The sequence below is a fragment of the Promicromonospora alba genome, assembly GCF_042654905.1.
GTDB lineage: Bacteria > Actinomycetota > Actinomycetes > Actinomycetales > Cellulomonadaceae > Promicromonospora > Promicromonospora alba.
Map to the genome: position 1 here is coordinate 18,272 of NZ_JBHSFI010000004.1, position 23,034 is coordinate 41,305.

Sequence of the window (23,034 nt, forward strand, 5' to 3'; positions counted from 1 at the left end):
CCGCCTGGTGTCACGCGCCCACGCGCGGAGCGCCGACGCAGGCTCAGGCGGGCGCGGGGTCGCCGGCCCCCGCGACGGGCCGGTCAGGCCTGGGTCCGTCGGGCTCGACGGGTCCGTCGGACTCGCCAAGTCCGTCGGGCTCGACGGGTCCGTCTGACTCGCCGGGTCCGTCTGACTCGCCGGGTCCGTCGGACCCTCCGGGGGCGTCGGCGCCTGATCCTTCGTCATGCAGGAAGTCGACCACGGAGCTCTCGGGACCCCTCCCAGCCTCCTCGACCCGCTCCCGCAGGCGTGCGGGCAGGCCGACGGCATCCAGCTTGGCGCCGAGCAGCACCGCGGCCGCTCCCCCACCGACCTCCGCGGCCACCAGGCCGGCGGTCAGCAGTGCGTTCGCGCCGACGTCGGCCAGCCGGCCCGGTCCACCGGCGCCCGCCGCCATCCACTGCCCGAGGAGCATGACGACGGCCGGGGTGAGGACTATCCCGCCGAGCACCCATCCGACGTCGGACCAGCGGACCAGCGACGGCTCCAGCCGGCGCCACACGAACAGGCCCGCCGCCACCCCGCACGCGACCACGAGCACGGGAACCCAGGCGGTGATCGGGTTGGCCCAGTCCTCCCCCGGCAGCGCGCCGAGGAGCGGGATGGCGGGCAGCGGTCCGGAGATGGTGCCGAACGGCGTGAAGCTCGTCCCCTCGCCGATGGCGAAGCCCGGCCCGGCGAGCCAGGCGATCGCCCACAGCACCAGGTTCGGCAGCAGGGCCAGCTGCGCGACGGCGAACACGATGCCGCCGGTCCAGCCGGGTTCGAGGGCGGTGATGATGTCCGACGACGTGGCGCGCCCGGCCAGTGCCCACGCCGCCACCAGGAGCGCCCCACCGCCGAGGAGCAGGGCGACGGCCAGCGTTCCGCCCCGCAGGCCGAGCCGCAGCGTCGCGGGCACCAGGTCGACGCCGGTGGCCCGGCGGGCCAGCACCTCCGCTCGCTCCCCGAGCTCGGTGGCCCCCGGAGCGTCCGGGCGCGCCAGGATGCCGAGCGCCATGCCGAGCCCGCCCATGAACAGGCCGGCCAGGGGCGCGGTCGCGAGCGTCCAGCCGGGTGCGCTCCCTGCGATGGCGGCCACCGCCGTCGTGCAGAGGGCGTAGGTGACGGTACCGGCAGCCCACGCGGCCACCGAGGTGGTGGCGAAGCGCTTGGCCGAGACGTAGGTGACGAACAGCGCAAGGCCCGCGACGCCGAGCGGCGCGAGGGAGACGGTGACGGTGTCGGCGGTGAGCGGGACGCCGTGGCCCAGCAGCCAGATGCCCATCGCGACATCGACGGCCGAGCGTACCTCCGCGCCGTCGCCGGGGGTGCCGGTAGCCGTGGACATCGCGGCGGTGCCGACCAGGTAGGCGACGACCGCGGGGAGGACCACCACGGCGAGCGACAGCACGAGCGCCTGACCGGCCGCGAGGACACCGGCGACGAGGTGGGAGACCGTCGGCGGTTCGTGCTCCGCCGGGGTCGGCTCCTCGACCAGCCGGCTGCGGCGGGCGGTCGGCCTGCTGGCCGGTCGGCTCGTCCGGGCACCGGGGGTGCGGGTGGCCGAGCTGGGGCGGGGTGGTGCGCTCACCACCCAATCTTCACCCGGGTGGGGCTGTCACACGGCGGACGCGGCTCGGCGTGGCCCGGGTGAAGTTCGGGAAAAATCACCGCGAAGCATGGAGTTTACGAGCGGTTCTGGTGTAGAAGCGCCCGCTTTGCCCGTTAACCCATCGAGCCCATCGTTGGTCGAGCTCGTCGAGACCTGGGTCTCGACGAGCTCGACCAACAGCTACCCCGAGGGGTCAGAGCGACTGCAGGACCTCGCGCATGAGGTCAGCGGTCTCGGTCGGCGTCTTGCCGACCTTGACGCCGACGGCCTCGAGGGCCTCCTTCTTCGCGGCGGCGGTACCGGCCGAGCCGGACACGATCGCGCCGGCGTGGCCCATCGTCTTGCCCTCGGGGGCGGTGAAGCCCGCGACGTAGCCGACGACCGGCTTGGTGACGTGCGCCTTGATGTACTCGGCCGCACGCTCCTCGGCGTCGCCGCCGATCTCGCCGATCATCACGATCGCCTTGGTCTCCGGGTCGTTCTCGAAGGCCTCGAGCGCGTCGATGTGCGTGGTGCCGACGATCGGGTCGCCGCCGATGCCGATGGCGGTCGAGAAGCCGAGGTCCTTCAGCTCGTACATCATCTGGTAGGTCAGCGTGCCCGACTTCGACACGAGACCGATCGGGCCCTTGCCCGTGATGGTGTGCGGCGTGATGCCGGCCAGCGACTCGCCGGGCGTGATGATGCCGGGGCAGTTCGGCCCGATCATCCGGGTCTCCTTGCCCTGGAGGTAGGCCCACACCTCGGCGGTGTCCTGCACGGGCACGCCCTCGGTGATGACCACGAGCAGGCCGATGCCCGCGTCGATGGCCTCGATGGCGGCATCCTTGGTGAAGGCCGGCGGAACGAAGACGACGGAGACGTCAGCGCCGGTCTCGGCCATGGCCTCCTTGACGGTGCCGAAGACGGGCAGCGTCACATCGTTGCCGTCATGGTCCTTGTGCTGCACGGTGGTGCCGGCCTTGCGAGCGTTCACGCCGCCGACGATCGTCGCGCCGGAGTCGAGCATCAGGGCGGTGTGCTTGGCACCCATGCCGCCCGTGATGCCCTGGACGATGATCTTCGAGTCCTTGTTCAGGTAGATCGACATTGTCTTCTAATCTCTGCTTTCGAAGTCTTCAGCGGGCGATCAGGCGGCGGCCGCGGCCTTGGCCGCGGCGAGGTCGGCGCCGCCGTCCATGGTGTCGGCAAGGGTGACGAGCGGGTGGTTGCGCTCGGCGAGGATCTGACGGCCCAGCTCGACGTTGTTGCCGTCGAGGCGGACGACCAGCGGCTTGGTCGCGGCGTCGCCCAGCAGGTCGAGCGCGCCGACGATGCCGTTCGCCACCTCGTCGCAGGCGGTGATGCCGCCGAAGACGTTCACGAACACTGCCTTGACCTGCTCGTCCCCGAGGATGACGTCGAGACCGTTCGCCATGACCTTGGCGTTCGCGCCGCCGCCGATGTCGAGGAAGTTGGCGGGCTTCACGCCGCCGTGCTTCTCACCGGCGTACGCGACCACGTCGAGCGTCGACATGACCAGGCCGGCGCCGTTACCGATGATGCCGACCTCGCCGTCGAGCTTCACGTAGTTGAGGTCGTTCTCCTTGGCCTTCGCCTCGAGCGGGTCGGCGGCAGCCGAGTCCTCGAGCTCCGCGTGGTCCGCGTGGCGGAAGGCGGCGTTCTCGTCGAGCGTCACCTTGCCGTCGAGGGCGACGATCTCGCCGTCCTCGGTCTTGACCAGGGGGTTCACCTCGACCAGCGTGGCGTCCTCGGCCTTGAACACGGTCCAGAGGCCGCGGATGACCTCGGCGACCTTGCTCTTGATGTCGTCGGCGAAGCCGGCGGCGTCCACGATCTCCGCGGCCTTGGCCTCGTCGATGCCGACGGCCGGGTCGACGGCGATGCGGGCCAGCGCCTCGGGGCGCTCTACGGCCAGCTGCTCGATCTCCATACCGCCCTCGACGGAGCACATGGCGAGGTAGTTGCGGTTCGACCGGTCCAGGAGCACGGAGAAGTAGAACTCCTCGGCGATCTTGGCGCCCTGCGCCACCATCACGCGGTGCACGGTGTGACCCTTGATGTCCATGCCGAGGATCTCGCCGGCCTTCTCAGCGGTCTCTTCGGGCGAGTGGGCCAGCTTGACGCCGCCCGCCTTGCCACGACCACCGGTCTTGACCTGGGCCTTCACGACGACAGTTCCGCCGCCCAGCTTCTCGGCGCCTTCGCGAGCCTCTTCGGGGGTCGTCGCGACAACCCCACCAAGCACGGGCACGCCGTGCTTCTCGAAGATGTCGCGCGCCTGGTATTCGAACAGGTCCACCCTGCTGCGTCCTTCCATCGGGATGCGGCCCTCGGACGTCGTTGTCGCCCGGAGCCCGGCTGAAGCGATGTCTCGACGTCAAGACATCCCGGTACAGCGTAGCCCTGGATCGCCCGTGCTTCCGAACGAAGCGGCGTTATCCCGGGGCCGGCAGAAGAGTGGAGTCGGGGCCGGCGGGAGGTGGGGTCGCGGCTCGGCAGCACGGGCGACGAGCGCGGTCCGGTCACCTGCGGTAGTGGGTGAAGAACTCCCAGATGAGCTCGGTTGCAGACACTTCCTGCGTGGCGCTGCTGTCGTTGCCGCCGGGCCAGCTGTGCGTGCCGCCGATGACCTTGTAGAACACGACGTCGGCCCGCCCGCGGCATGTGGTGTACGTCTCCCTGACGACGTGCTCCGTGACCGGTGCGACGCTCGGTCCGGTGGTGCAACCGTTCATCCGCGCCCACGACTGCACGGCGAGCTGGGTCGTGTATCCCCAGCGCTTGTCGCTGTTGCCCTGGTAGGGGTTAACGGTGTCCGCGTCGCCGTGAAAGGTGATGACCGGCACGCTGCGCGCGGGGGCGCACGACTGGAGCTCGACGGCGGCCGGGTCGTCGGGCGAGGGCCGGCCCGCGCGCAGCCCGGCGACCGGCGCGATGGCCGCGACCTTGTCCGGGCGGGCGCACGCGTACGCCGACGCCATCCGGGCGCCGCCGGAGTGCCCCGTCGCGTAGACCCGGCGCGGGTCGGCGCAGCCGAGGCTCACCAGCTCGTCGATCACGGCGGTGAGGAACTCGACGTCGTCGCGCGTGCCGGGCGGCGGGTACGCGCCGGCCGTCGTCGGCACGCCGGGCACGTTCCAGAACCAGACCTGGTCCGGGTTCGGGTCGGCGACCGGGATGGCGCCGTTGGGCGCCACCGTGACGAACCCTTCCGCGTCGGCGGTCAGGTCGAGGTCGTTGTACGCGGAGATCGACTCCGCGTTGCCGTTGCTGGGGTGCAGGTTGAGCACCATCGGCCGGGCGCCGGTGGTGTGGTCGGCGTCGGGGGCAGCGTCAGGGGCGACGTCGGGCACGTGCACCCGGACGGGATAGGCGACGCCGTCCAGCTCGACGTCGACGTGGCTCGTGCCCGCGGGCACCGCGCAGTCCCTTGCGGGTCGCCCGGCCGTGGCGCCGTCGGACGTGGAAGTGCTGGTGATCTCCGGGCCTCCGACCTGGTCGGTGCCGGTCATCGCCGCGTAGGCCGGGCCTGCCACGACCGCGCCGAGCGCGGTGAGCGCGGCGATCCCGCGGCCCAGGATGCGAGTGCTGTGCATGACGACTCCCTCGTCGTGATGCGTCCGGCGGGCGGACGCCCGACGCCCCCTGGCATCGGCGCGTCGAGGCTACCCGGCGGATCGTCAACCTGGGTTGACACTCGGCAGCATTGTCAACCATAGTTGACACATGAGCCAGCAAGCACTCGTCGCGTCCGCCGCCGGGGACGACCCCGCCGACGGGCTGCGCGCCGTCCGGGCCCTGCGCGAGCTGGCCGACCGTCTCGAGGCGCTCCAGGTGGAGCGTGCGCGACGGCTCGGCTGGTCGTGGCAGGACATCGCCGGTGCGCTCGGTGTCTCCCGCCAGGCAGTCCACAAGAAGCACAACAGGAGGATCTGATGTTCGAGAGGTTCACGAAGGACGCCCGCTCCGCCGTCGTCGACGCCCAGCTCGTCGCCCGTGCCGCGCACAGCGACCAGATCGACAGCCGCCACCTGCTCGTCGCCCTCGCCGAGTGCGACGGTCCCGCCCGCACCGCCCTGACCGACGGCGGTATCGACGTAGCCGAGCTCGTCACCCGCGCGCGCACCAACATCGAGGCGGGGGACGCCCTCGACCCGGCCGCGCTGGCCGCCGTCGGCATCGACCTCGACGAGGTCACGCGGCGCACCGAGGAAACCTTCGGCGCGGGCGCGCTGACCCGCGCCGGCCGCATCCTGCGCGGGCGCCGCAAGCACGTCCCGTTCACCGCGGACGCGAAGAAGTCGCTGGAGCTCGCGCTCCGCGAGGCGATCCGCCTGGGCTCCAAGGAGATCCACGGCGGGCACCTCCTGCTGGGCCTGACACGTGCGGAGTCCCCGGCCCGGAGCATCCTGTCCGACGGCGGCGCGGACGTCGAGCGGGTCCGTCACTTCGCGGAGGGCACGAGCGAGGCGGCGTGACGCCCGTCGTCGACCGCCGCGACGGGTGGGCGACGGCAGGAAATTGGCCGGACGGTGCCACCTGACCGGAGTCGGCCACGAAACGGCGTCGCCGTTACACGGGCGAAACCCAGCGCACGGTTTCCGATGGGTAGGAAAGGAGCAACACCTCTCGAAAGGGACTTCTGTGTCCACCTTCCTCACCCATGCCAGGGGGCTGGTCGCCGTCGGCGTCGCAGCGGCTCTGGCGGTCGGAGCCGCGTCGACGTCCGCCGCGGCTCCGGCAGGCCCCGGCAACCCCGTCCCGCCGGGCGGCTCACCCGCCGCGCTCCCGTCGTCGGCGCCGGGTTCGGGCAGCGTCACCCTGATCACCGGCGACACGGTCACCGTCACGACGGCGGCGGACGGCACCACCGTCACCGACGTCGAGGGCCCCGGCGGCGCGACGTCGACCTACCACCGCACCGACCGCAAGGGCAGCACGTACGTCTACCCGGACGCCGTGCTGCCCTATGTCACCGCGGGCTCGCTCGACGACCGGCTGTTCAACGTCACGCAGCTCCTCGCGAACGGCTACGACGACGCGAGCGCGGACACGCTGCCGCTGATCGTCCGCTACACGGACGCCGCGGCCCGGTCGCGCGACACCACGCCGCTGGACGGGTCCGACGTCGTCCGCGCGCTGCCGAGCGTGGACGGCGCCGCCGTCGAGCAGGACCGCTCCGATGCGGCCACGTTCTGGACCGCCCTGACCGATGACGCGGACTCCGGCGGCGCCCGCCGCGGCGACGCCCCCGTGTTCGCGGGCGGCATCGAGAAGGTCTGGCTCGACGGCCCGGTCACCGCCGACCTCGCCGAGTCGACCGCCCAGATCGGCGCACCCGACGTGTGGGCCGACGGCAACACCGGCGCCGGCGTGGACGTCGCCGTGCTCGACACGGGCATCGATCCCACGCACCCGGACCTGGCCGACCAGGTCGCGGCGTCGGCCTCGTTCGTACCCACCGAGGACTACGTCGAGGACTACATCGGGCACGGCACGCACGTCGCCTCGACCATCGCGGGTACCGGCGCGGCGTCCGACGGGCTCGAGCGAGGTGTCGCCCCCGACGCCCGGCTGCACGTCGGCAAGGTGCTGGACAGCAACGGCCAGGGCCTGGAGTCCTGGATCATCGCGGGCATGGAGTGGGCCGCCCGCGACCAGGACGCCCGGGTGGTCAGCATGAGCCTCGGTGGCGAGCCCGCCGGGGCGGACGACCCGATGGCGCAGGCCCTCGACGAGCTCACCGCCGAGACCGGAGCGCTGTTCGTGACCGCCGCGGGCAACGGTGGCCCGCGCACCATCAGCACCCCGGCCCTCGCGGACTCGGCCCTGACCGTGGGCGCCGTCGACGCGACCGACACGCTCGCCGAGTTCTCCAGCACGGGCCCTGCGCTCGACGGCGGGATCAAGCCCGAGGTCACCGCCCCCGGCGTCGACGTCCTCGCGGCCCGCTCGCAGCTCGTGCGCGGCTCCGGCATGTACACGACCATGAGCGGCACCTCGATGGCGACCCCGCACGTCGCGGGTACCGCCGCACTCGTCGCGGCCGCGCATCCGGACTGGACGGCGCAGCAGATCAAGGAAGCGATCGTCAGCACGGCAGCGTCCACGCCCGCCTACACGGCCTTCGAGGCCGGCAGCGGCCGGGTCGACGCGCCGGCGGCCGTGACCGCGGAGGTCTTCGGCACCGCGAGCGCCGGGTTCGGCTTCCACACCTTCGGGTCCGGGCCGGTCGAGCTGTCGAAGGCGATCACGTACACGAACCTGGGTGACGCGCCGGTCGACCTGCACCTCGCGGTCGACGGCACGGTCCCGGCGGGCTTCCTCACACTGTCGTCGGACTCGGTCACGGTGCCCGCGCGGGGCACCGCGTCGGTGACGCTCACGGCCGACCTGTCGCTTCTGCCCGCGGACACGGAGCTCAGCGCCACGGTCGTCGCGACGGACGACGCCGGGACGGTGCGGGCCCGAACCCTGACGGGGGCGACCCGGGAGGGGCAGCGCCAGGAGCTGACAGTCACCGTGAAGGACGACGACGGCCGCCCGGCGACCGGCAAGCTGCTCGTCACGTCGGACGCCATCTTCTCCGGGGCGGACCTCGACGAGAACGGCACCGCCGTGCTGCGGCTGCCCGTGGACAGCTACAGCGGCTGGCTGTCGGTCGACGTCGAGGGCGCGAACGGGCCGGGCTCGCTCGGCACCGCGCTCCTGAGCTTCGTGGACGTGGACCTGAGCCAGGACCGGGCGGTCGTGCTCGACGCCCGCAAGGCGGTCCAGGTGCGGGCCGAGGTGCCGCAGGACACCGACCCGGGGGCGATGCGCCTCGACGTGATCCGGCAGTTCCCGAACGGCGGGTACACGGCGAGCTCCATGTTCCCGGCGGGCGAGCACGACAGCCTGTGGGCTCTGCCCACCGGGACGAAGGTCACCGACGGCCTGTTCGAGTTCGGGGCGCAGTTCCGTCTGGAGCAGCCGGCCCTGACGATCGTGGAGGGCCGCGACGGGATCGGTGACCTGCGGGTCAAGCGTGGTGCCACGCCGCTGCCGGCAGGCACCCGCACCCTGCGGGTGGTGCAGGCCGAGGGCACGTCCGACCTGGCGCGGCCGGGCTCGGGCAAGCACCTGCGGGACAAGGCAGTCGTCGTGCACGCCGCCGACACCGACGAGATCGGGGCGCTGGCGCAGGCCGCCGCCGACGCCGGGGCCCGCCTCCTGCTCGTGGTGCACGACGGCGTCGGGCGGCTGGCGCCGTGGGACGAGTCCCCGTGGGTCCCCGGTGAGCCGGCCCCGCTGACGGTCGCCACGCTCACGTCCGGCCAGGGAGCAGAGCTGCTCCGGTCGCTGGACCGCCGCCGACCCGAGGTCACGGTCGCGTCGCACCCGACGACCGAGTACGTGTACGACGTCGTGCACCACTGGACGGGTGCCGTCCCGGCCCGGCCCACGTGGACCTCGACGAAGCGCGACCTCGCCCGGGTGGACACGTCGTTCCGCAACTACCGGCAGGGTCCCGCCATGGAGGCACGGTTCGACGTCTGGCACGGGTGGACGGCGGGCAACCAGCTCGCGGCGCCTGCGCAGGGCGAGCGGACCGACTGGGTGACGGCCGGCGTCCCGTGGACGCAGAGCGCGCACATCTCGGGTGAGATGGGGCAGTCCTCCATCGACGTGCTGCGGTACGGGGCCCGCACGACCAGCGACGTGACGTGGTTCGGGCCGATCCTGCGGCCGCGCATGGGTCCGCTGGACTCCCAGCCGATCCGCTACCTGGACCAGATGTACGTCCCGGTGCCGGGCTGGGGCGACTCCGGAAGCGGGCACGTGGGCACGACCGGCGGAGGAAACTTCGAGGTCCGCAACCGGGCGACGCTCTACCAGGGCGACACCGAGCTCCTGTGGGGGAACGCCGAGTTCCTGCCGGTGGGCGGCGGCCTGCCCGCCGAGCGACTCCCGTACCGGGTGGTCGTCGACAACGACCGCGCGGACTGGGCGGGGCCGTACTCGACGCACACGCACACCGAGTGGGACTTCACGTCCGCGGCCAGCGGGCCCGACGCCGTCGAGCCGCTGCCGCTGGTCCAGCTCGACTACGACGTGGACACCGACACGGCGGGCCGTGCCGCGCGCAACGCCCGGCTGTCGGTGACCCCGTCGCACCTGCCGGGGATCGAGGCGCGCGTGGGCCGGCCCACGGTCGAGGTGTCGTACGACGACGGGGCGACCTGGCGCCGGCTCGACCTCACGCGAGACCGCGGCTCCTGGTCGGCCGGACTGGCGGCGCCGAGGAATGCTGAGTTCGTGAGCCTGCGGACGGCAGTCGAGGACAGCGACGGGAACAGCGTGTCGCAGACGCTGACGCGGGCGTTCGGCGTGCGCTGACACCGCGCCGCACGGGGGTGAGGCCCCGCGTCCACCCGGCGAACGCGCCCACCCAGCGATCGTGCCCGGAAACCACGTAGTTTCCGGGCACGATCGCTGGGTGGGCGTGGCCGTTCCTCAAGGCAGCACGACACCTCATCGCCCGTGGACTTTCGCCCAGATAGTCCGCAATGCACCGCTACGATCATGCGCCATGAAGCATGCCCGCAATGACGGTCCCGACATCGCGTTCCGGCTCGCCCGGCGCGTGGTCTCGACCGTCGCCGACGACATGTCGACGACGCAGCGCGTCGTGGCCGGTGCGGTCGCCGCACTCGTCGGTATCTCCCCGTTCGGGGCGTGGAACAAGGTCGAGGCCCAGGCAGAACCGCTCACCGCGGGCACGCCGGTCGAGGTCGGTCCGTTCGAGGTGACCATCGAGAAGGCCGCCACGGCGGACGAGCTCGGCTACCTCGTGCCGGAGCCGGGCAACCACATGCTCGCGGTCGTCGCGGACGTCACCAACACCGGCGAGGTGCCCGAGTACAGCAGCAAGATCGGCGAGGCGATCCCGGCCCCGGAGAACGTCGGCATCATCCCTGCGGCACCACTCGGGGAGCCCGGCGCGGTCACCGAGGACGCCCCCGGGACCGGGGAACCACCGGACGGCGCCGACCCCTCCGCGAGCCCGTCCCCCGACGAGGCCGAGCTGCCCTCCGCGTCCGTCGTCAACATCGAGGACGGCACCAGCATCAGCATCCTCAACCCCGGCCTGACCTATCGGGTCGCGCTGATCTGGGAACAGAGCGGCACGTTCTCCGGCGACGAGATTCCGCTCCGGATCATGGCGCTCGAGTGGATCGAGGAGAGCGCGGGGAGCCTGGACAACCAGTACTGGCTTCTTCGGGACGAGGCCGCCTTCGCGGGGCAGATCCCGGTCGAGCCGGCGAAGCCGGCACCCGACGCCGAGGCGGGTGCGCAGTGAGGCACGGGCGGCGTCGGATCACCTGGAAGGGCACCGCGCTCGTCGTCGGCGCGGTGACGGCGGGCTGCGCGCTCGTGACCTACCTGCCGCAGGACGCAGGCGTGGAGGCGCCCTTCATCGTCGAGGGAGAGGTCGGCGAGACGCTCGACCTCACGTACGCGAAGCTCACGGTCACGGAGGTGCGGGTCGCCGATACCCTGACCGGACTCTCCGAGGCCGCCGCCGCGGGCGGGACCTTCATCGTGGTCGACGCGACCTGGCGTGCCCTACAGGGCCAGACGAGCTTCGGCGGCGCCGAGGTCACCGACCAGCAGGGTCGCCGGTTCTGGCCGACCAACCTGGCCGGGTGCTCCACCTCGGCCAGCGCTCAGCCAGGTTATGCCTGGCGCACCACGTACTGCTTCGACGTGCCGCGCGACGCGCTGGCGGGGGCGACGGTCCGGCTCGCCCGGGGCGGCCAGAGCGAGGACCACGCGGGCCAGCGACGCGACGCCGTCGCCGTCATCGACCTCGGCATCACACCGAGCGAGGTCGACACGCTGTGGGAGGCGGAAGAAACCGTGACGCCCGAGGCGCCGGGTTACGCCCCGGCGAGCGCAGGAGGTAGCGAGGGATGACGACTCTGGTGACCCCGGCGGCGCCGGGCCCTGATCAGGGGACACCCCCGGGCGCGGCACCGAGCCTGCGCCCCGGCATGCTGCCCGGCATGATCCCGCCGAACGCCCGGGCGCCGCGCCCGCGCAGGAGCTGGGGGCGGCGCAACGCCGTCTGGCTGGTGCTGCTGCCGATCGCGATCGTGGCGGCCGCGGGGGCATCGTCGTTCCGGGTGTGGGCGTTCTGGTGGCCGGTGGGCCTGCACCTCGAGGTGGACCGGGTGGCCCTGGGCGAGCCCGCGCACCTGGCGGGCGAGTACTACGACGCCTTCGGGCTCGACGTGCCGGAGCGGGCGCAGACCACGGTGCTCCGGGAGATCGACGCGACGGTGACGAGCGTCGAGCAGGTCACCGAGCTGCCCGCGCCCAGCTACGGCGATCCGGTGCCGATCCCCGAAGGCTCCGTCGCGTACGAGGTGCGGGTGCAGTTCGCGGCCGAGCTCCAGACCGACCTCTCGCTGTGTCAGATCACCCTCGTGGCGGAGGACGGAACGCGGTACGGGGACTCGACCACGGACGTGCTGGGCAGCTCCAACCGCTGCTCGACGCCGGACGCGGAGGGCTTCGTCAGCGAGCAGCCGGAGTGGGAGGTCACGTCGTTCGTGCTGGCCGATCCCGGCGCGGAGATCACGCAGGTGCGGCTGGGATTCGGGGGTCCTGAGTACGTGACGTTCGAGCTGCCGTAGCCAGGCCGGAGCCGGCGCCGCCGTCTTCTCGGACCACCATGCCACGCTCGACCAGGACCCCGACGGTGGCGGCGATCAGGGCCGCGGCGAGCGCCAGCGCCAGCGCGAGCCCGGCGGCTGATTCCATGGGACTGAAGGCGAGCCACGTGTTGGTCTCGACGGGACCGGTCGCAGTACGCACGAGCCACCCGGCGGCTTGCGGCACCCGCATGATGACGAGGTAGCCCAGGCAGAAGACGAGCATCGGGCCGAGGCCGCCGTGCACGATCAGCTTCAGGCCGTTCCACAGGGCGGAGAAGCGGGCGCGCAGGTCCTCCGTGAGCGACTCCAGGAGCGAGCGCAGCCCGCCCGGCAGCCAGGTCATGCGGTCGAGCCAGCGGTGCTCGGTGGACGGCGGCTCCATGAGCTTGTGCCCGAGGACCACGGCGCCGAGGGCGAGCCACGCCAGCGGCGCGACGAGGACGATGTCGAGCGACTCGAAGACTGTCACGATCCCGTCGGACACGAACGTGACGGTGGTGTTGCCCGTCTCCCCCACGGCCTCCTGCGCGACGTCGACGGTCCCGACGGCAGCCGCCACGAGCTGCAGGTTCGCCGCCTCGTCCCAGAGGCTCAGCTCGATGGCCTCGACCTGGCCGGCGACCTGGCTGGTCCAGTAGACCTCGAGGCAGCCACCGAGCACGGCGATGCCGAGGAACTGGAACCTGCCCTCCAGCCGGCCGAGCAGCCAGCGCAGCACGAACGCGCCGGCCACGATGGCGACGAGCGTCCAGCCGTTCCAGAGGCCGAGCCGGGAGACGAAGTCGACACCTTGCGCGGAGAACATGTCGTTGAACGCCTCGTCCGCGGCTGCCTCGTTGAGGAACCGGTCCCGGTCGGCGTCCATCAGACCCTCGACCTCATAGATCACGAGGAACGGCACCAGCACGGACAGGGCGACGTCGATCAGGCGCCGCTCGCGCCCCTCGGACGGCATCATCGGGGCGCGAGTCGTACCGGAGAGCATGCCGGGGATCTGACCGTTCTCATCCCGGTACGGTCCCACCTCCGGGCTCAGGTGCGGCAGGGACTGCCTGCAGACCCACAACATCCCGATGACCGGCATCAGGTAGCCGAGCGGGCTCACGATCAGCAGCAGCTGCGCCACGAACGAGTTCCACTGGCTCAGCTCGACGGCGCCCCACATGGCGCCGTTCCGCACCGCGACGCCGAGCAGGCCGAGCGTCAGCAGCGCGGGCCAGTGCGCGACGAACAGTCGGCCGGCGGAGACCAGGATCCTCATGGCGACACATAGTGTCCTAAAGCAGGACGTATGCGCCAAGCGGCGCACGATCGCCGCACGGACGTGGAGCTCGGAGCCCGAGCCGGGCCGTCACCCGCCGCGCGGCCGGACCCCCTCCAGGGCCAGTGTGACCAGCCGTTCCGCCTCGGCCGCGCCAACCTCCTGCGCGGCGAGCGAGATCGCGTTGACGAGGGTCATCAGGTCGGCCATCGCGACGTCCGGGCGCACGGAGCCCTCGTCCACCGCCCGACGGCGCAGCGGGTCTCCCGCCGCGATCAGTGTCGTGCCGCAGGAGTCGCTCTCCTCCGCCGGTGCGTTCAGGATCGACGCCGCCAGGCCGCGGGTCGTCGTCGAGTAGGCGGCCACCTCCCGGAGCCAGGTACTCAGCGCCTCGAGGGCGTCCGGCGCGGCCCGCAGCTCCTCGGCGCGGGCGCACAGGCCGTCGATGCGATCCCGGAAGACCGCCTCCAGCAGCGACCAGCGCGACGGGAAGTGCCGGTGCAGCGTGGCCGAGCCGACACCCGCCGAGCGCGCGATCGCCTCGAGCGACGCGTCGGCACCGTCGCGCGCGATCGCCGCGGAGGCCGCGCTCACGATTCGGGAGTAGTTGCGTAGTGCGTCAGCTCTCATGATCCGCCGTTGCCAAAGTGGGGTGGTCCCCCATATGTTAGCCGAACCGGTAAACGGGGCGATACCCCACTTAATTCAGGAGGCAGCATGACGGTTCTGGTCATCGGAGCGACGGGCAACCAGGGCGGGGCGACCGCCCGGGCCCTGCTCGACCGTGGGGTCGCGGTCCGCGCCCTGGTCCGCGACACGCGCTCCGACAAGGCGCAGGCCCTGAAGGAACGGGGAGCCGAGCTGGTGATCGGCGACCTGGACGACGCTGCGTCGCTGTTCGCCGCGGCCGAGGGGGCGGACGGCGTGTTCTCGATCCCGTACCCCGACGTCACCGACCTCGCGGGCGACGCGGAGGTGGTCCGGGGCCGCAACGTCGTCGAGGCTGCCCGCAAGGCGGGGGTCACGCAGGTCGTGCACAGCAGCGTCTCCGGCGCCGGCGAGTTCCACCGCACTCAGCCCGGCTGGGCCGAGGGGCGCTGGGACCAGCACTACTGGGAGAGCAAGGCCACGATCGACGAGGCGGTGCGGACGGGCGGCTTCGAGCGCTGGACCGTGCTCAAGCCCGCGACGTTCATGGAGAACCTGACCGGCTGGTCCTACCTGTTCGGCGACTGGTCCAGCGGCACGATCATCACCGGGTTCGCGGCGGACACCCGGATCCCCTGGATAGCCGTCGACGACATCGGGGAGGCCGCGGCGATCGCGTTCACGGAGCCCGGCAGGCTCGACGGCATGGATGTCGAGCTCGCCGGCGAGATGCTGACGATGACCGAGACCGCCGCGATCCTCAGCGAGGTCACCGGGCGCACGATCAGCGCACCGGTGCTCACCCCGCAGGAGGCCGTCGAACGCGGCATGCTGCCCGCCATGGTCAACGGCGTCGAGCGGATCAACGCGAACGGAACGCCCGCCCGGCCCGAGGACGTCCGGGCCCTCGGCCTGCCCACCACGGACTTCCGCACCTGGGCGCGGCGCACCCTGGCCTGACGCCATTGCCGGAAGGACACGTACGAGCCGGCTCTGACGGGGCGCGCACCGTCAGAGCTTGGTGACCGCCGTGTACTTCAGCGCGATGCGCTTGGTCCCGTTGCTGCCGAAGTCGATCTTGACCACCGCGTTCGCCTCGACGTCCACCACCGTGCCGAGCCCGTACGAGTCGTGCGTGACGCGGTCGCCGATCTCCAGGCTCGGGATGTCCTTCTGGACGTTGATCCCGCCGAACCCGCCCTTCGCACCCGCCTTCTTCTCCGGCGCGAACGGCTTGCTCTGCCCGCCGCCCGACGACGTCGTCACCGGACCGCTGCGCGAGGTCCCGGACCGGCCGGCGGACCACGTGGAGCCCGTACCCGCACCGCGCCCGCCCGAGCCGTAGCCGCCCGAGCCGTACCCGCCGCTCCACCCGCCTCGGCCGTTGCGGATCGCAGCGGTGGACGACTCCCGGCGCCGCCAGTCCCACAGCTCCTCGGGGATCTCCTGCAGGAACCGGCTCTCCGGGAACTCGTTGGCCATGCCGAACGCGGCCCGCACCGAGGACCGCGTGATGTACAGACGCTCGCGCGCCCGGGTGATGCCCACATAGGCGAGCCGGCGCTCCTCGGCGAGCTCCGAGTCGTCGTGCAGCGAGCGCATGTGCGGGAAGGTGCCGTCCTCCATACCCGTGAGGAAGACGACGGGGAACTCCAGGCCCTTGGCCGTGTGCAGCGTCATGAGGGTGATGACGCCCTGGTCCTTCTTGGGCGCTTCCTCCGCCGCGCCGTCCGCCACGTCCTCGTCGGGGATCTGGTCGCTGTCGGCGACCAGCGAGACCCGTTCCAGGAAGTCGGCCAGCGAGCCCTCGGGATCGGTCTCCCCGAAGTCGACGGCCACGGCGTGCAGCTCCGCCAGGTTCTCCACGCGACCCTCGTCCTGCGGGTCCTCGCTCGCGCGCAGCTCCGCGAGGTAGCCGGTGCGGTCGAGCACCGCCCCCAGGACCTCCGCCGGCGGGGCGCCCTGATCGACCAGCGCCCGCAGCTCCCGCATCATGTCGCGGAAGACGAGCAGCGGCTTGAGGGACCGGTTGGTCATGCCGGGGATCTCGTCGGCGCGCTCCAGAGCGGCGCCGAACGAGATGCGCTCCCGGTCGCCGAACGACGCGACCAGCGACTCCGCGCGGTCGCCGAGCCCGCGCTTGGGCACGTTGAGGATACGGCGCAGGTTCACGTCGTCGTCCTCGTTGGCCAGTGCGCGCAGGTAGGCGACGGCGTCCTTCACCTCGCGGCGTTCGTAGAACCGCGTGCCGCCGACCACCTTGTACGGCAGGCCGACGCGGACCAGCACCTCCTCGAGCGCGCGCGACTGCGCGTTGGTGCGGTAGAAGATCGCGACGTCGCCCGGCCGCACGCCGTCGGAGTCACCGAGCTTGTCGATCTCGTCGGCGACGAACCGTGCTTCCTGGTGCTCGTCGTCGGCCACGTAGCCCACGATCTTGGCCCCGGCCCCCGAGTCGGTCCACAGGCGCTTGGGCGTGCGGCCGGCGTTGCGGGAGATCACCGCGTTGGCCGCGCTCAGGATGTTCTGCGTGGATCGGTAGTTCTGCTCCAGCAGGATGGTGGTCGCGGCCGGGTAGTCCTTCTCGAACTCCAGGATGTTGCGGATCGTGGCGCCGCGGAACGCGTAGATGGACTGGTCGGAGTCGCCCACGACGGTGAGCTCGGCCGGGTCCAGCCCTCCGTCGGTCGAGTCGGCGGCCCCCTCGGTGCCCACCCCCGCCAGCTCGCGGACCAGCGTGTACTGCGCGTGGTTCGTGTCCTGGTACTCGTCGACCATGACGTGCCGGAACCGGCGGCGGTAGTGCTCCGCGACGTTCGGGAACGCCTGGAGCAGGTTCACCGTGGTCATGATGATGTCGTCGAAGTCCAGCGCGTTCGCCTGCGTGAGCCGCGCCTGGTAGCGCGTGTAGACGTCGGCCAGCACCTGGTCAAACTTGGGCGCCGTCGTGTTGCGCTCCTCCGCCGACTGCCCGCCCCACGGCCGGCGGATGGCCCCCGCCTCCGCCGCCGCTGCGGCCGCGAGCGCCTCCTCGGTGGCGTTGGCCCCGGTCTGCCGCGCGTAGGTCTCCGGGTCGATCAGCTCGTTCTTCAGGTCGCTGATCTTGTTCGACAGCCCGCGCGCCGGATACTTCTTGGGGTCGAGGTTGAGCTCGCGCGTCACCAGCGTGATGAGGCGCTGGCTGTCGGCGGCGTCGTAGATGCTGAAGCTCGACCGCAGGCCCAGCGTCGTCGCCTCGCGGCGCAGGATCCGCACGCAGGCCGAGTGGAACGTGGAGACCCACATGCGGCCCGCTGCCGGGCCGACCAGGCCCGCGACGCGCTCCCGCATCTCGGCCGCCGCCTTGTTGGTGAACGTGATCGCGAGGACCTCCCCCGCCCGCGCCCTACCGGTGGCCAGCAGGTAGGCGATGCGGTGCGTCAGCACGCGCGTCTTGCCCGAGCCCGCGCCCGCGACGATGAGGAGCTGCCCGCCCTCGTGCACGACGGCGGCGCGCTGCTGCGGGTTGAGCCCGTCCAGCAGCGCCTCGGGGTCGAGGTGGGAGTAAGCGCCCCCGGCGCGCGGCGCCTCGGACTCGTGCGGCAGGCCCGCCAGCCAGTCCGGCTCGCTGGGGAGCGCTGCCTCGCCCGGGTCGCCGGCGCCCGCACCGTCGTCGTCCCACTGCGGCGCCGTGCTCGGCAGGCGCGACATGGTGCCAGGCGACGCGGGGTCGAGGCCGGGCAGGGAGAGGCTGTCGAAGAGGGAAGTCATCGCCCCTAAGCCTAGGCGGGCTCACCGACACTGCCGACGGTGGCACGGATACGAGCTGTCACAGATCGGGTGCGTACCCGGTCGAGATGGGGGACGGATCTGTTCGCAGGGGAACTTCGCAGGGTCACAAGGAGTCGTCGATGAGCACCATCGCATTCGTCAACATCGGCATGCACGGGTACATCAACCCGACGCTCCCCGTCGTGGCGGAGCTGGTCCGGCGCGGTCACACGGTGATCTACCACGCCTCCCCCGCGTTCGCGGCGCAGATCGAGGCCACCGGCGCGACGGTCCGGTTCTACTCCGGCGACGACCTGCCCCTGCCCGACCCGCCGATCCCGCTGGCGATGGTGGACGGGCTCGCGCGCACCGCTGTCGGGCTGCTCCCGAGCGTGCTCGCGGACCTCCGAGCCGACCGGCCCGACCTGGTGGTCCACGGGGCCGCCTGTCCCTGGGGCGCGGTCGCCGCACGGGAGCTCGGCGTGCCGGCCGCTGCGACGTACACCACCTTCGCGTTCAACCGGCAGGTGCCGAGCCCGTGCCGGATCTCCCGCGAGCTGCTGGCCGCCGCGGCGGCCTATCCCCGGATCGCGGGCAGCTACGTGCGAGCGCGGTGGGCTCTGCGCCGCGGCTACGACACCAGGGGTCTGCCCCTGACCGACCTGATGAACGCGCACGAGCCGCTGAACCTGGTCTTCACCTCCAGGTCGTTCCAGCCCGGCGCCGACACCTTCGACTCCTCCTACCGCTTCGTCGGCGCGAGCGTCGGCTCCCGGCTGCTCGATCCGGCGTTCGCGGCGGAGCGCTTGACGGGTCCGGTGCTGTACGCCTCCCTCGGCACGGTGTTCGACGCCGGTCCGGCGCTGCTGCGCACCTTCGCGACCGCGCTGGCGCCGCTGGGCGGAACGGTGGTCGTGGCCACCGGGCACACGGACCCGGCCGGGCTGGGCAAGCTGCCGGGCAACGTGCTTGCGTGGCCGTCCGTACCGCAGCTGCAGGTGCTCGAGCACGCAGCGCTCTTCGTCACGCACGGCGGCATGAACAGCGTCAACGAGGCGATGCAGGCCGGCGTGCCGACACTCGTCGTCCCGCAGGGCGCGGACCAGCCGCTGGTGGCTCAGCGGGTCGTCGACCTCGGCGCGGGGCTCGCGCTCCGCACCCGGGACGCCACCGTCCAGACCGTGCGGAACCTCGCACGGCGCCTGCTCGACGAGCCACGCTTCCGCCAGGCGGCAGGCGCCCAGCGCGACGCCCAGCGGCAGGCGGGCGGCTACCTGCGTGCTGCCGACGAGCTCGAGCGGTACCTCGAGCGCGTCGGCGGCCGACCCCACCCGGCACCGAAGCGCTGACCGTGTCGACGACGCTCGTGGTGCTGCTGGTCCTCGCCGGCCTGTCCGAGAGCGCCGGCCGGGTGCTGCCCCTGGTGGCTCGCCGGCCCCGGCTGTCCCGGCGGCTCGTCGCCGGGCTGATGGTGACAGGCACTCTGGTCGAGGGAACGGTGATCGCGCTGTGGCCGGTGGCCGCGTGGACCGTCGCCGACCTGGTCGGACCGGGTCAGCTGCCCAGCACCTCGGGCCTGGCCTGGACCCCGGCCCTCGTCGCACCGCTGCTCCTGGCCGCCGTGCTCGCGTTCCCGCTGCTCGGCCCGTTCCTGCACCTGCTGCTCGTCGCCGGCGTCGGGGCCGGGCTGGCCGGTGCGCTCACCGCGGAGACTGATCTGGGTTGGTGGGCCGCGGCCGGCTGCGTCGCCGCCGCCGGGATCGGGCTCGCCGCCACCGTCGACGTCGTGCGCCGCCTGGTCGCGCGGGTGGTCGCCGGGGCGCGGGAGCGGGAAGTGGTGGTCGCGTGACCGAGATCGTGCTGCTCGTCGTCCTCCTGGCGCTCGGCCCGGTCCTGCTCGCCGAGGGCCTGCTCGCCCGCTACGAGCTGATGGTCTACGCCGTCGGGTGGCGGGCGCCGTCGCCTCGGCTGCCCGAGGACCAGCCGTACGCCAGGGGCGCGGACCCCCGCCGTCCGCCCGCCGCGTACCTCGTCTACCTGGACGGCATCGGCAAGCGCCGCTTCAGCGACACGCGCGACGGCGGCCAGCTCGTCCAGGCGGTGATCGCCGGCGCGCCGGAGCTGCGCGTGCTCGGCCAGGTCCAGCCCTACTCACCGCTCGCCGACCCGCTCGTGGGTCGACCGGCGTGGGACTGGCTGCGCCGGCACGTCGGCATCACGCTGTTCCTGCACAACGTCATGCAGATCTTCGTCGCCGCGGACCGCCGCTACCGACCGCTGTACAACCGCGCGGTGGGCGCCCAGATCGCCGACCAGCTGCGCCTCGCGGGCTACGAGCCGGGCAGCGGCATACCGGTGGTGCTGCTCAGCTACAGCGGTGGTGCCCAGGTGGCGACCGGCGCGGTCGACGGCATCTTCACCGAGCTGCGGGCGCCGATCTGGCTGATCACGCTTGGCGGTTTCCACAACGGTGCCAACGACCTCACGCACGCGGTCCACCTGCACCGGCTCACCAGCTCGAACGACTGGATAGAGGGCGTCAGCACCTGGCTCTTCCCCGAACGCTGGCGACTGTTCCGCCGCAGCGCCTGGAACCGGGCGCACGAGGCCGGCAAGGTCACCGTGCACTCGCTCGACCCGGCGGCGCACATCGGGCCGCTGGGCTACATCAGCCCGGCGGCGCACCTTCCCGACGGGCGGAGCTACCTCGACCGCACCACCGACATGGTGATCGACATCGTCCGGCGCGACTGCGAGGCGCACGCCGCACGGAACCCGGCGCTGTGAGGCGACGGCGCCGGCGCGGCCGACGACGTCAGACCTTCTCCCACACCGAGACCTGCTTGGTGCTCTCGTGCTCGAACGGGGCCCGGTCCCAGTCCGCCCACCGGTGCTTGAGCCGCATACCCGCGATGCGGGCCATGAGATCCATCTCGGCAGGCCACGCGTACCGGAACGGGACCACGTGGAACCTGCCGCCGTCCGGGGTCACCGTCACGTGGTTCGACGTGTAGAGCTGCGTCGCGACGTCGTACCGGTCGAAGCCGACGTACCCGCCCCCGTCGTCGGGTGCGACGGTGAACGGCACGGTGTCCTGGCCGGGCGGCATCCGCCGCAGGCCCGGGATGACCACCTCGACGAGGAACAGCCCGCCGGGCCGCAGGTGCGCCGCCGCGTTGCGGAAGACGTCCACCTGCCCGTCCTGGGTGGTGACGTTGTCGATCGTGTTGAAGACGAGGTAGACCAGCGAGAACTCGCCGGGCGCCACGGCGCCGTCGAACAGGGTAGTGGTCATGTCGCCGATCGTGACGTCGATCTGCCCGCCGCCCGGCTTGCCGCCGATGCGGGCGGCCATGGCCTTGCTCAGCTCGATGCCGCTCACCGGGACGCCGCGCGCGGCCAGCGGCACCGCGATCCGGCCGGTCCCTATCGCGAGCTCCAGCACCGGGCCGCCGTCGGCCAGGTCCGCCAGCACGTCGACGACCGGGACTATCGCCTCGGGGGTGTTCGCGCCCTCCGGGCCGTCGTACCCGGCGGCCACGCTCTCGGGGAACAAGCCGTCGCTCGGGTCGTCGATGGTCGTCTCGCTCGTGTCGTCGCGCGCCGTTTCGCTCACGACATCGACGCTATGCCCGACGGCGGCGCCCGCACACGCTTATTTCCGGCCCTGCCTGGCGTGGTCCCGGTGCCCGTTCAGCAGGTCCAGCGTGCGCCGCAGCGCGGTGCTCGAGGTGTGCACCGTGTATGGGAAGTACATGACCTCCACGCCGACGTCGGCGAACCGGCGCTCCAGCTCGAGCCCCTTGTCGGTGCCCTTCCAGTCGTCGCCCTTGAAGAACACGTCGAACGGTCGCTGCCGCCACGTCTCGATCTTGTCGGGCTGGGTCTCGATGAACACCTCGTCGACGAACGCGATGTGGCGCACGATCTCCGCGCGCTCGATGACCGGCACGACGGGGCGGCGCCCCTTGGCGAGCTCCAGCATGTCGTCGTCGACGACGCCTGCCACCAGATAGTCGCAGCGACCCTTCGCGTGCCGCAGCACGTTCAGGTGGCCTACGTGGAACAGGTCCCAGGCGCCAGGCGCATAACCGACCACAGTCATGCATGAGAGGCTAGAAGGGCTCTGTTTCCAACGCTGCCCAACACGGACATCCGAGCGGGTGAACGTGCAGTTCACCCCCCACGAATGCACACAGACCCCCACCGATCGCATGCGAGCGAGTCGGTCACGGCACCCTGAACGGGTGACCTTCGGGTGAAAGTACGTGGTTCGGCTACTACCGGACAAAGGGCCACGGCATGCTGGGCACTACATGGCTACGACAATCCTTACGGTGTGCACGGGGAACATCTGTCGCTCCCCCGTTCTGGCACGCCTGCTCACAGCCCGCACCGACGGCACCGTCCAGGTCAGCAGCGCGGGCATCCGGGCGCGCGCCGACGAACCCATCGAGTCCCACATGGCGAGCCTGCTCCAGTCGCGCGGGCTCGACAGCGGCCAGTTCATCGCGCGCCAGCTCACACCCGAGATGATCCGCACCGCCACCGTCATCATCACGATGACGCGTGCCCAGCGCTCCGCGGTGGTGCGGGCCGTCCCGGAGGCCGTCCGGCGGACGTTCACCCTGCTGGAGCTGGCGCATGTGCTGAGCACGTCGCCGGGCCCGCGCTCCGCCACCGACGACGCGACCCGGTGGGCCCGGGTGCCCGAGCTCGTGAGCCTGGAGCGCCTGAACCACTCGGCGTGGAACCGCACGCTGGACATCGAGGACCCCTACGGCCGTGGCGACAAGGCCTTCCGGCGCGTGTTCGAGCGGATCTGGTCGGCGACCGACACGGTGTGCGGCGTGCTCGGCACCGGCCGGCAGCCCTGGCTCCTGAGCGCGCCCACCCCGCGCTCCGGCCCGCAGCCGCTCACCCAGCCGCGGCACTCGTCGCACCTCGGCAGGCTCTGAGCCGGGCCGGCGACCAGCCACGGACCACGAGCCACACCAGACAGGCCGCACAAGACAGGCAGTACCTGACGACAG

Annotated in this window: 20 protein-coding genes; 11 read left to right on the forward strand and 9 right to left on the reverse strand. The window is 72.1% G+C overall.

All coding sequences use genetic code 11. The features are described 5' to 3' along the window. Positions 1 to 43: 43 nt before the first annotated feature. The 4 genes from ACFO6V_RS11045 to ACFO6V_RS11060 all read right to left on the reverse strand — a co-directional run bounded on the left by ACFO6V_RS11045 (position 44) and on the right by ACFO6V_RS11060 (position 5,235). Complete coding sequence (locus tag ACFO6V_RS11045) at positions 44 to 1,615, reverse strand: cell division protein PerM (RefSeq protein WP_377135253.1); 1,572 nt, start codon at positions 1,613 to 1,615, stop codon at positions 44 to 46. A 214-nt stretch (positions 1,616 to 1,829) separates the two neighbouring features. Continuing rightward, positions 1,830 to 2,726, reverse strand: coding sequence for a succinate--CoA ligase subunit alpha (gene sucD, locus ACFO6V_RS11050; RefSeq protein ID WP_377135255.1), 897 nt, complete (start codon positions 2,724 to 2,726; stop codon positions 1,830 to 1,832). Positions 2,727 to 2,765: 39 nt separating this feature from the next. Next, complete coding sequence (sucC, locus tag ACFO6V_RS11055; protein WP_377135257.1) at positions 2,766 to 3,938, reverse strand: ADP-forming succinate--CoA ligase subunit beta; 1,173 nt, start codon at positions 3,936 to 3,938, stop codon at positions 2,766 to 2,768. A gap of 223 nt (positions 3,939 to 4,161) precedes the next feature. Next, positions 4,162 to 5,235: a CE1 family esterase gene (locus ACFO6V_RS11060; RefSeq protein WP_377135260.1), complete on the reverse strand. Its 1,074-nt coding sequence runs from the start codon at positions 5,233 to 5,235 to the stop codon at positions 4,162 to 4,164. A 130-nt stretch (positions 5,236 to 5,365) separates the two neighbouring features. On the opposite strand from ACFO6V_RS11060, the gene ACFO6V_RS11065 reads away from it, so the two are divergent. From ACFO6V_RS11065 to ACFO6V_RS11090, 6 genes are all read left to right on the forward strand, one after another. Further along, positions 5,366 to 5,575 carry a helix-turn-helix domain-containing protein gene (locus ACFO6V_RS11065; protein ID WP_116673717.1) on the forward strand — a complete coding sequence of 70 codons (210 nt, stop codon included), beginning with the start codon at positions 5,366 to 5,368 and terminating at the stop codon, positions 5,573 to 5,575. Then, on the forward strand, positions 5,575 to 6,117 hold the full coding sequence (locus ACFO6V_RS11070) for a Clp protease N-terminal domain-containing protein (protein WP_377135262.1): 543 nt from the start codon (positions 5,575 to 5,577) through the stop codon (positions 6,115 to 6,117). Before ACFO6V_RS11065 ends, ACFO6V_RS11070 begins: the two co-directional genes overlap by 1 nt. Before the next feature lie 166 nt (positions 6,118 to 6,283). After that, positions 6,284 to 10,018: a S8 family serine peptidase gene (locus tag ACFO6V_RS11075; protein WP_377135264.1), complete on the forward strand. Its 3,735-nt coding sequence runs from the start codon at positions 6,284 to 6,286 to the stop codon at positions 10,016 to 10,018. Between the two features lie 193 nt (positions 10,019 to 10,211). Next, positions 10,212 to 10,982, forward strand: a complete 771-nt coding sequence (locus ACFO6V_RS11080; protein ID WP_377135266.1) for a hypothetical protein — start codon at positions 10,212 to 10,214, stop codon at positions 10,980 to 10,982. Next, positions 10,979 to 11,599, forward strand: a complete 621-nt coding sequence (locus ACFO6V_RS11085; RefSeq protein ID WP_377135268.1) for a hypothetical protein — start codon at positions 10,979 to 10,981, stop codon at positions 11,597 to 11,599. The genes ACFO6V_RS11080 and ACFO6V_RS11085 overlap by 4 nt, the downstream gene beginning before the upstream one ends. After that, entirely contained in the window at positions 11,596 to 12,321 is a 726-nt protein-coding gene (locus ACFO6V_RS11090) for a hypothetical protein (RefSeq protein ID WP_377135270.1), read from the forward strand. The genes ACFO6V_RS11085 and ACFO6V_RS11090 overlap by 4 nt, the downstream gene beginning before the upstream one ends. Here ACFO6V_RS11090 and ACFO6V_RS11095 read toward each other — a convergent pair. After that, complete coding sequence (locus tag ACFO6V_RS11095; RefSeq protein ID WP_377135272.1) at positions 12,263 to 13,603, reverse strand: hypothetical protein; 1,341 nt, start codon at positions 13,601 to 13,603, stop codon at positions 12,263 to 12,265. The genes ACFO6V_RS11090 and ACFO6V_RS11095 overlap by 59 nt on opposite strands. Before the next feature lie 90 nt (positions 13,604 to 13,693). Then, the gene (locus ACFO6V_RS11100) at positions 13,694 to 14,197 is read right to left on the reverse strand and encodes a TetR/AcrR family transcriptional regulator (RefSeq protein WP_377135274.1); all 504 of its coding nucleotides are present in this window, start codon (positions 14,195 to 14,197) and stop codon (positions 13,694 to 13,696) included. Positions 14,198 to 14,320: 123 nt separating this feature from the next. On the opposite strand from ACFO6V_RS11100, the gene ACFO6V_RS11105 reads away from it, so the two are divergent. Next, positions 14,321 to 15,211, forward strand: coding sequence for an NmrA/HSCARG family protein (locus ACFO6V_RS11105; protein ID WP_377135276.1), 891 nt, complete (start codon positions 14,321 to 14,323; stop codon positions 15,209 to 15,211). Positions 15,212 to 15,262: 51 nt separating this feature from the next. On the opposite strand, the gene ACFO6V_RS11110 is transcribed toward ACFO6V_RS11105, so the two are convergent. Continuing rightward, entirely contained in the window at positions 15,263 to 18,001 is a 2,739-nt protein-coding gene (locus ACFO6V_RS11110) for a UvrD-helicase domain-containing protein (protein ID WP_377135278.1), read from the reverse strand. A 140-nt stretch (positions 18,002 to 18,141) separates the two neighbouring features. Here ACFO6V_RS11110 and ACFO6V_RS11115 point away from each other — a divergent pair, with 140 nt between their 5' ends. From ACFO6V_RS11115 to ACFO6V_RS11125, 3 genes are read left to right on the forward strand one after another with little or no spacing between them, the layout of a single operon-like run. After that, positions 18,142 to 19,350, forward strand: coding sequence for a macrolide family glycosyltransferase (locus ACFO6V_RS11115; protein WP_377135280.1), 1,209 nt, complete (start codon positions 18,142 to 18,144; stop codon positions 19,348 to 19,350). 2 nt (positions 19,351 to 19,352) lie between these two features. Next, positions 19,353 to 19,850, forward strand: coding sequence for a hypothetical protein (locus ACFO6V_RS11120; RefSeq protein ID WP_377135282.1), 498 nt, complete (start codon positions 19,353 to 19,355; stop codon positions 19,848 to 19,850). Next, on the forward strand, positions 19,847 to 20,788 hold the full coding sequence (locus ACFO6V_RS11125) for a hypothetical protein (protein WP_377135284.1): 942 nt from the start codon (positions 19,847 to 19,849) through the stop codon (positions 20,786 to 20,788). The genes ACFO6V_RS11120 and ACFO6V_RS11125 overlap by 4 nt, the downstream gene beginning before the upstream one ends. A 28-nt stretch (positions 20,789 to 20,816) precedes the next feature. On the opposite strand, the gene ACFO6V_RS11130 is transcribed toward ACFO6V_RS11125, so the two are convergent. Continuing rightward, the gene (locus tag ACFO6V_RS11130; protein ID WP_377135286.1) at positions 20,817 to 21,617 is read right to left on the reverse strand and encodes a class I SAM-dependent DNA methyltransferase; all 801 of its coding nucleotides are present in this window, start codon (positions 21,615 to 21,617) and stop codon (positions 20,817 to 20,819) included. A gap of 39 nt (positions 21,618 to 21,656) precedes the next feature. After that, positions 21,657 to 22,106, reverse strand: coding sequence for an FAD synthase family protein (locus ACFO6V_RS11135; RefSeq protein ID WP_377135288.1), 450 nt, complete (start codon positions 22,104 to 22,106; stop codon positions 21,657 to 21,659). Between the two features lie 211 nt (positions 22,107 to 22,317). Here ACFO6V_RS11135 and ACFO6V_RS11140 point away from each other — a divergent pair, with 211 nt between their 5' ends. After that, positions 22,318 to 22,959, forward strand: coding sequence for an arsenate reductase/protein-tyrosine-phosphatase family protein (locus ACFO6V_RS11140; protein ID WP_377135290.1), 642 nt, complete (start codon positions 22,318 to 22,320; stop codon positions 22,957 to 22,959). The last annotated feature ends 75 nt before the right edge of the window (positions 22,960 to 23,034 follow it).

Excerpts from the sequence above, each read along its gene's own strand:
- sucD (WP_377135255.1), bottom strand. The coding sequence starts at position 2,726 with ATGTCGATCTACCTGAACAAGGACTCGAAGATCATCGTCCAGGGCATC.
- ACFO6V_RS11060 (WP_377135260.1), bottom strand. The coding sequence starts at position 5,235 with ATGCACAGCACTCGCATCCTGGGCCGCGGGATCGCCGCGCTCACCGCG.
- ACFO6V_RS11065 (WP_116673717.1), top strand. The coding sequence starts at position 5,366 with ATGAGCCAGCAAGCACTCGTCGCGTCCGCCGCCGGGGACGACCCCGCC.
- ACFO6V_RS11070 (WP_377135262.1), top strand. The coding sequence starts at position 5,575 with ATGTTCGAGAGGTTCACGAAGGACGCCCGCTCCGCCGTCGTCGACGCC.
- ACFO6V_RS11080 (WP_377135266.1), top strand. The coding sequence starts at position 10,212 with ATGAAGCATGCCCGCAATGACGGTCCCGACATCGCGTTCCGGCTCGCC.
- ACFO6V_RS11090 (WP_377135270.1), top strand. The coding sequence starts at position 11,596 with ATGACGACTCTGGTGACCCCGGCGGCGCCGGGCCCTGATCAGGGGACA.
- ACFO6V_RS11095 (WP_377135272.1), bottom strand. The coding sequence starts at position 13,603 with ATGAGGATCCTGGTCTCCGCCGGCCGACTGTTCGTCGCGCACTGGCCC.
- ACFO6V_RS11105 (WP_377135276.1), top strand. The coding sequence starts at position 14,321 with ATGACGGTTCTGGTCATCGGAGCGACGGGCAACCAGGGCGGGGCGACC.
- ACFO6V_RS11110 (WP_377135278.1), bottom strand. The coding sequence starts at position 18,001 with ATGACTTCCCTCTTCGACAGCCTCTCCCTGCCCGGCCTCGACCCCGCG.
- ACFO6V_RS11115 (WP_377135280.1), top strand. The coding sequence starts at position 18,142 with ATGAGCACCATCGCATTCGTCAACATCGGCATGCACGGGTACATCAAC.
- ACFO6V_RS11135 (WP_377135288.1), bottom strand. The coding sequence starts at position 22,106 with ATGACTGTGGTCGGTTATGCGCCTGGCGCCTGGGACCTGTTCCACGTA.
- ACFO6V_RS11140 (WP_377135290.1), top strand. The coding sequence starts at position 22,318 with ATGGCTACGACAATCCTTACGGTGTGCACGGGGAACATCTGTCGCTCC.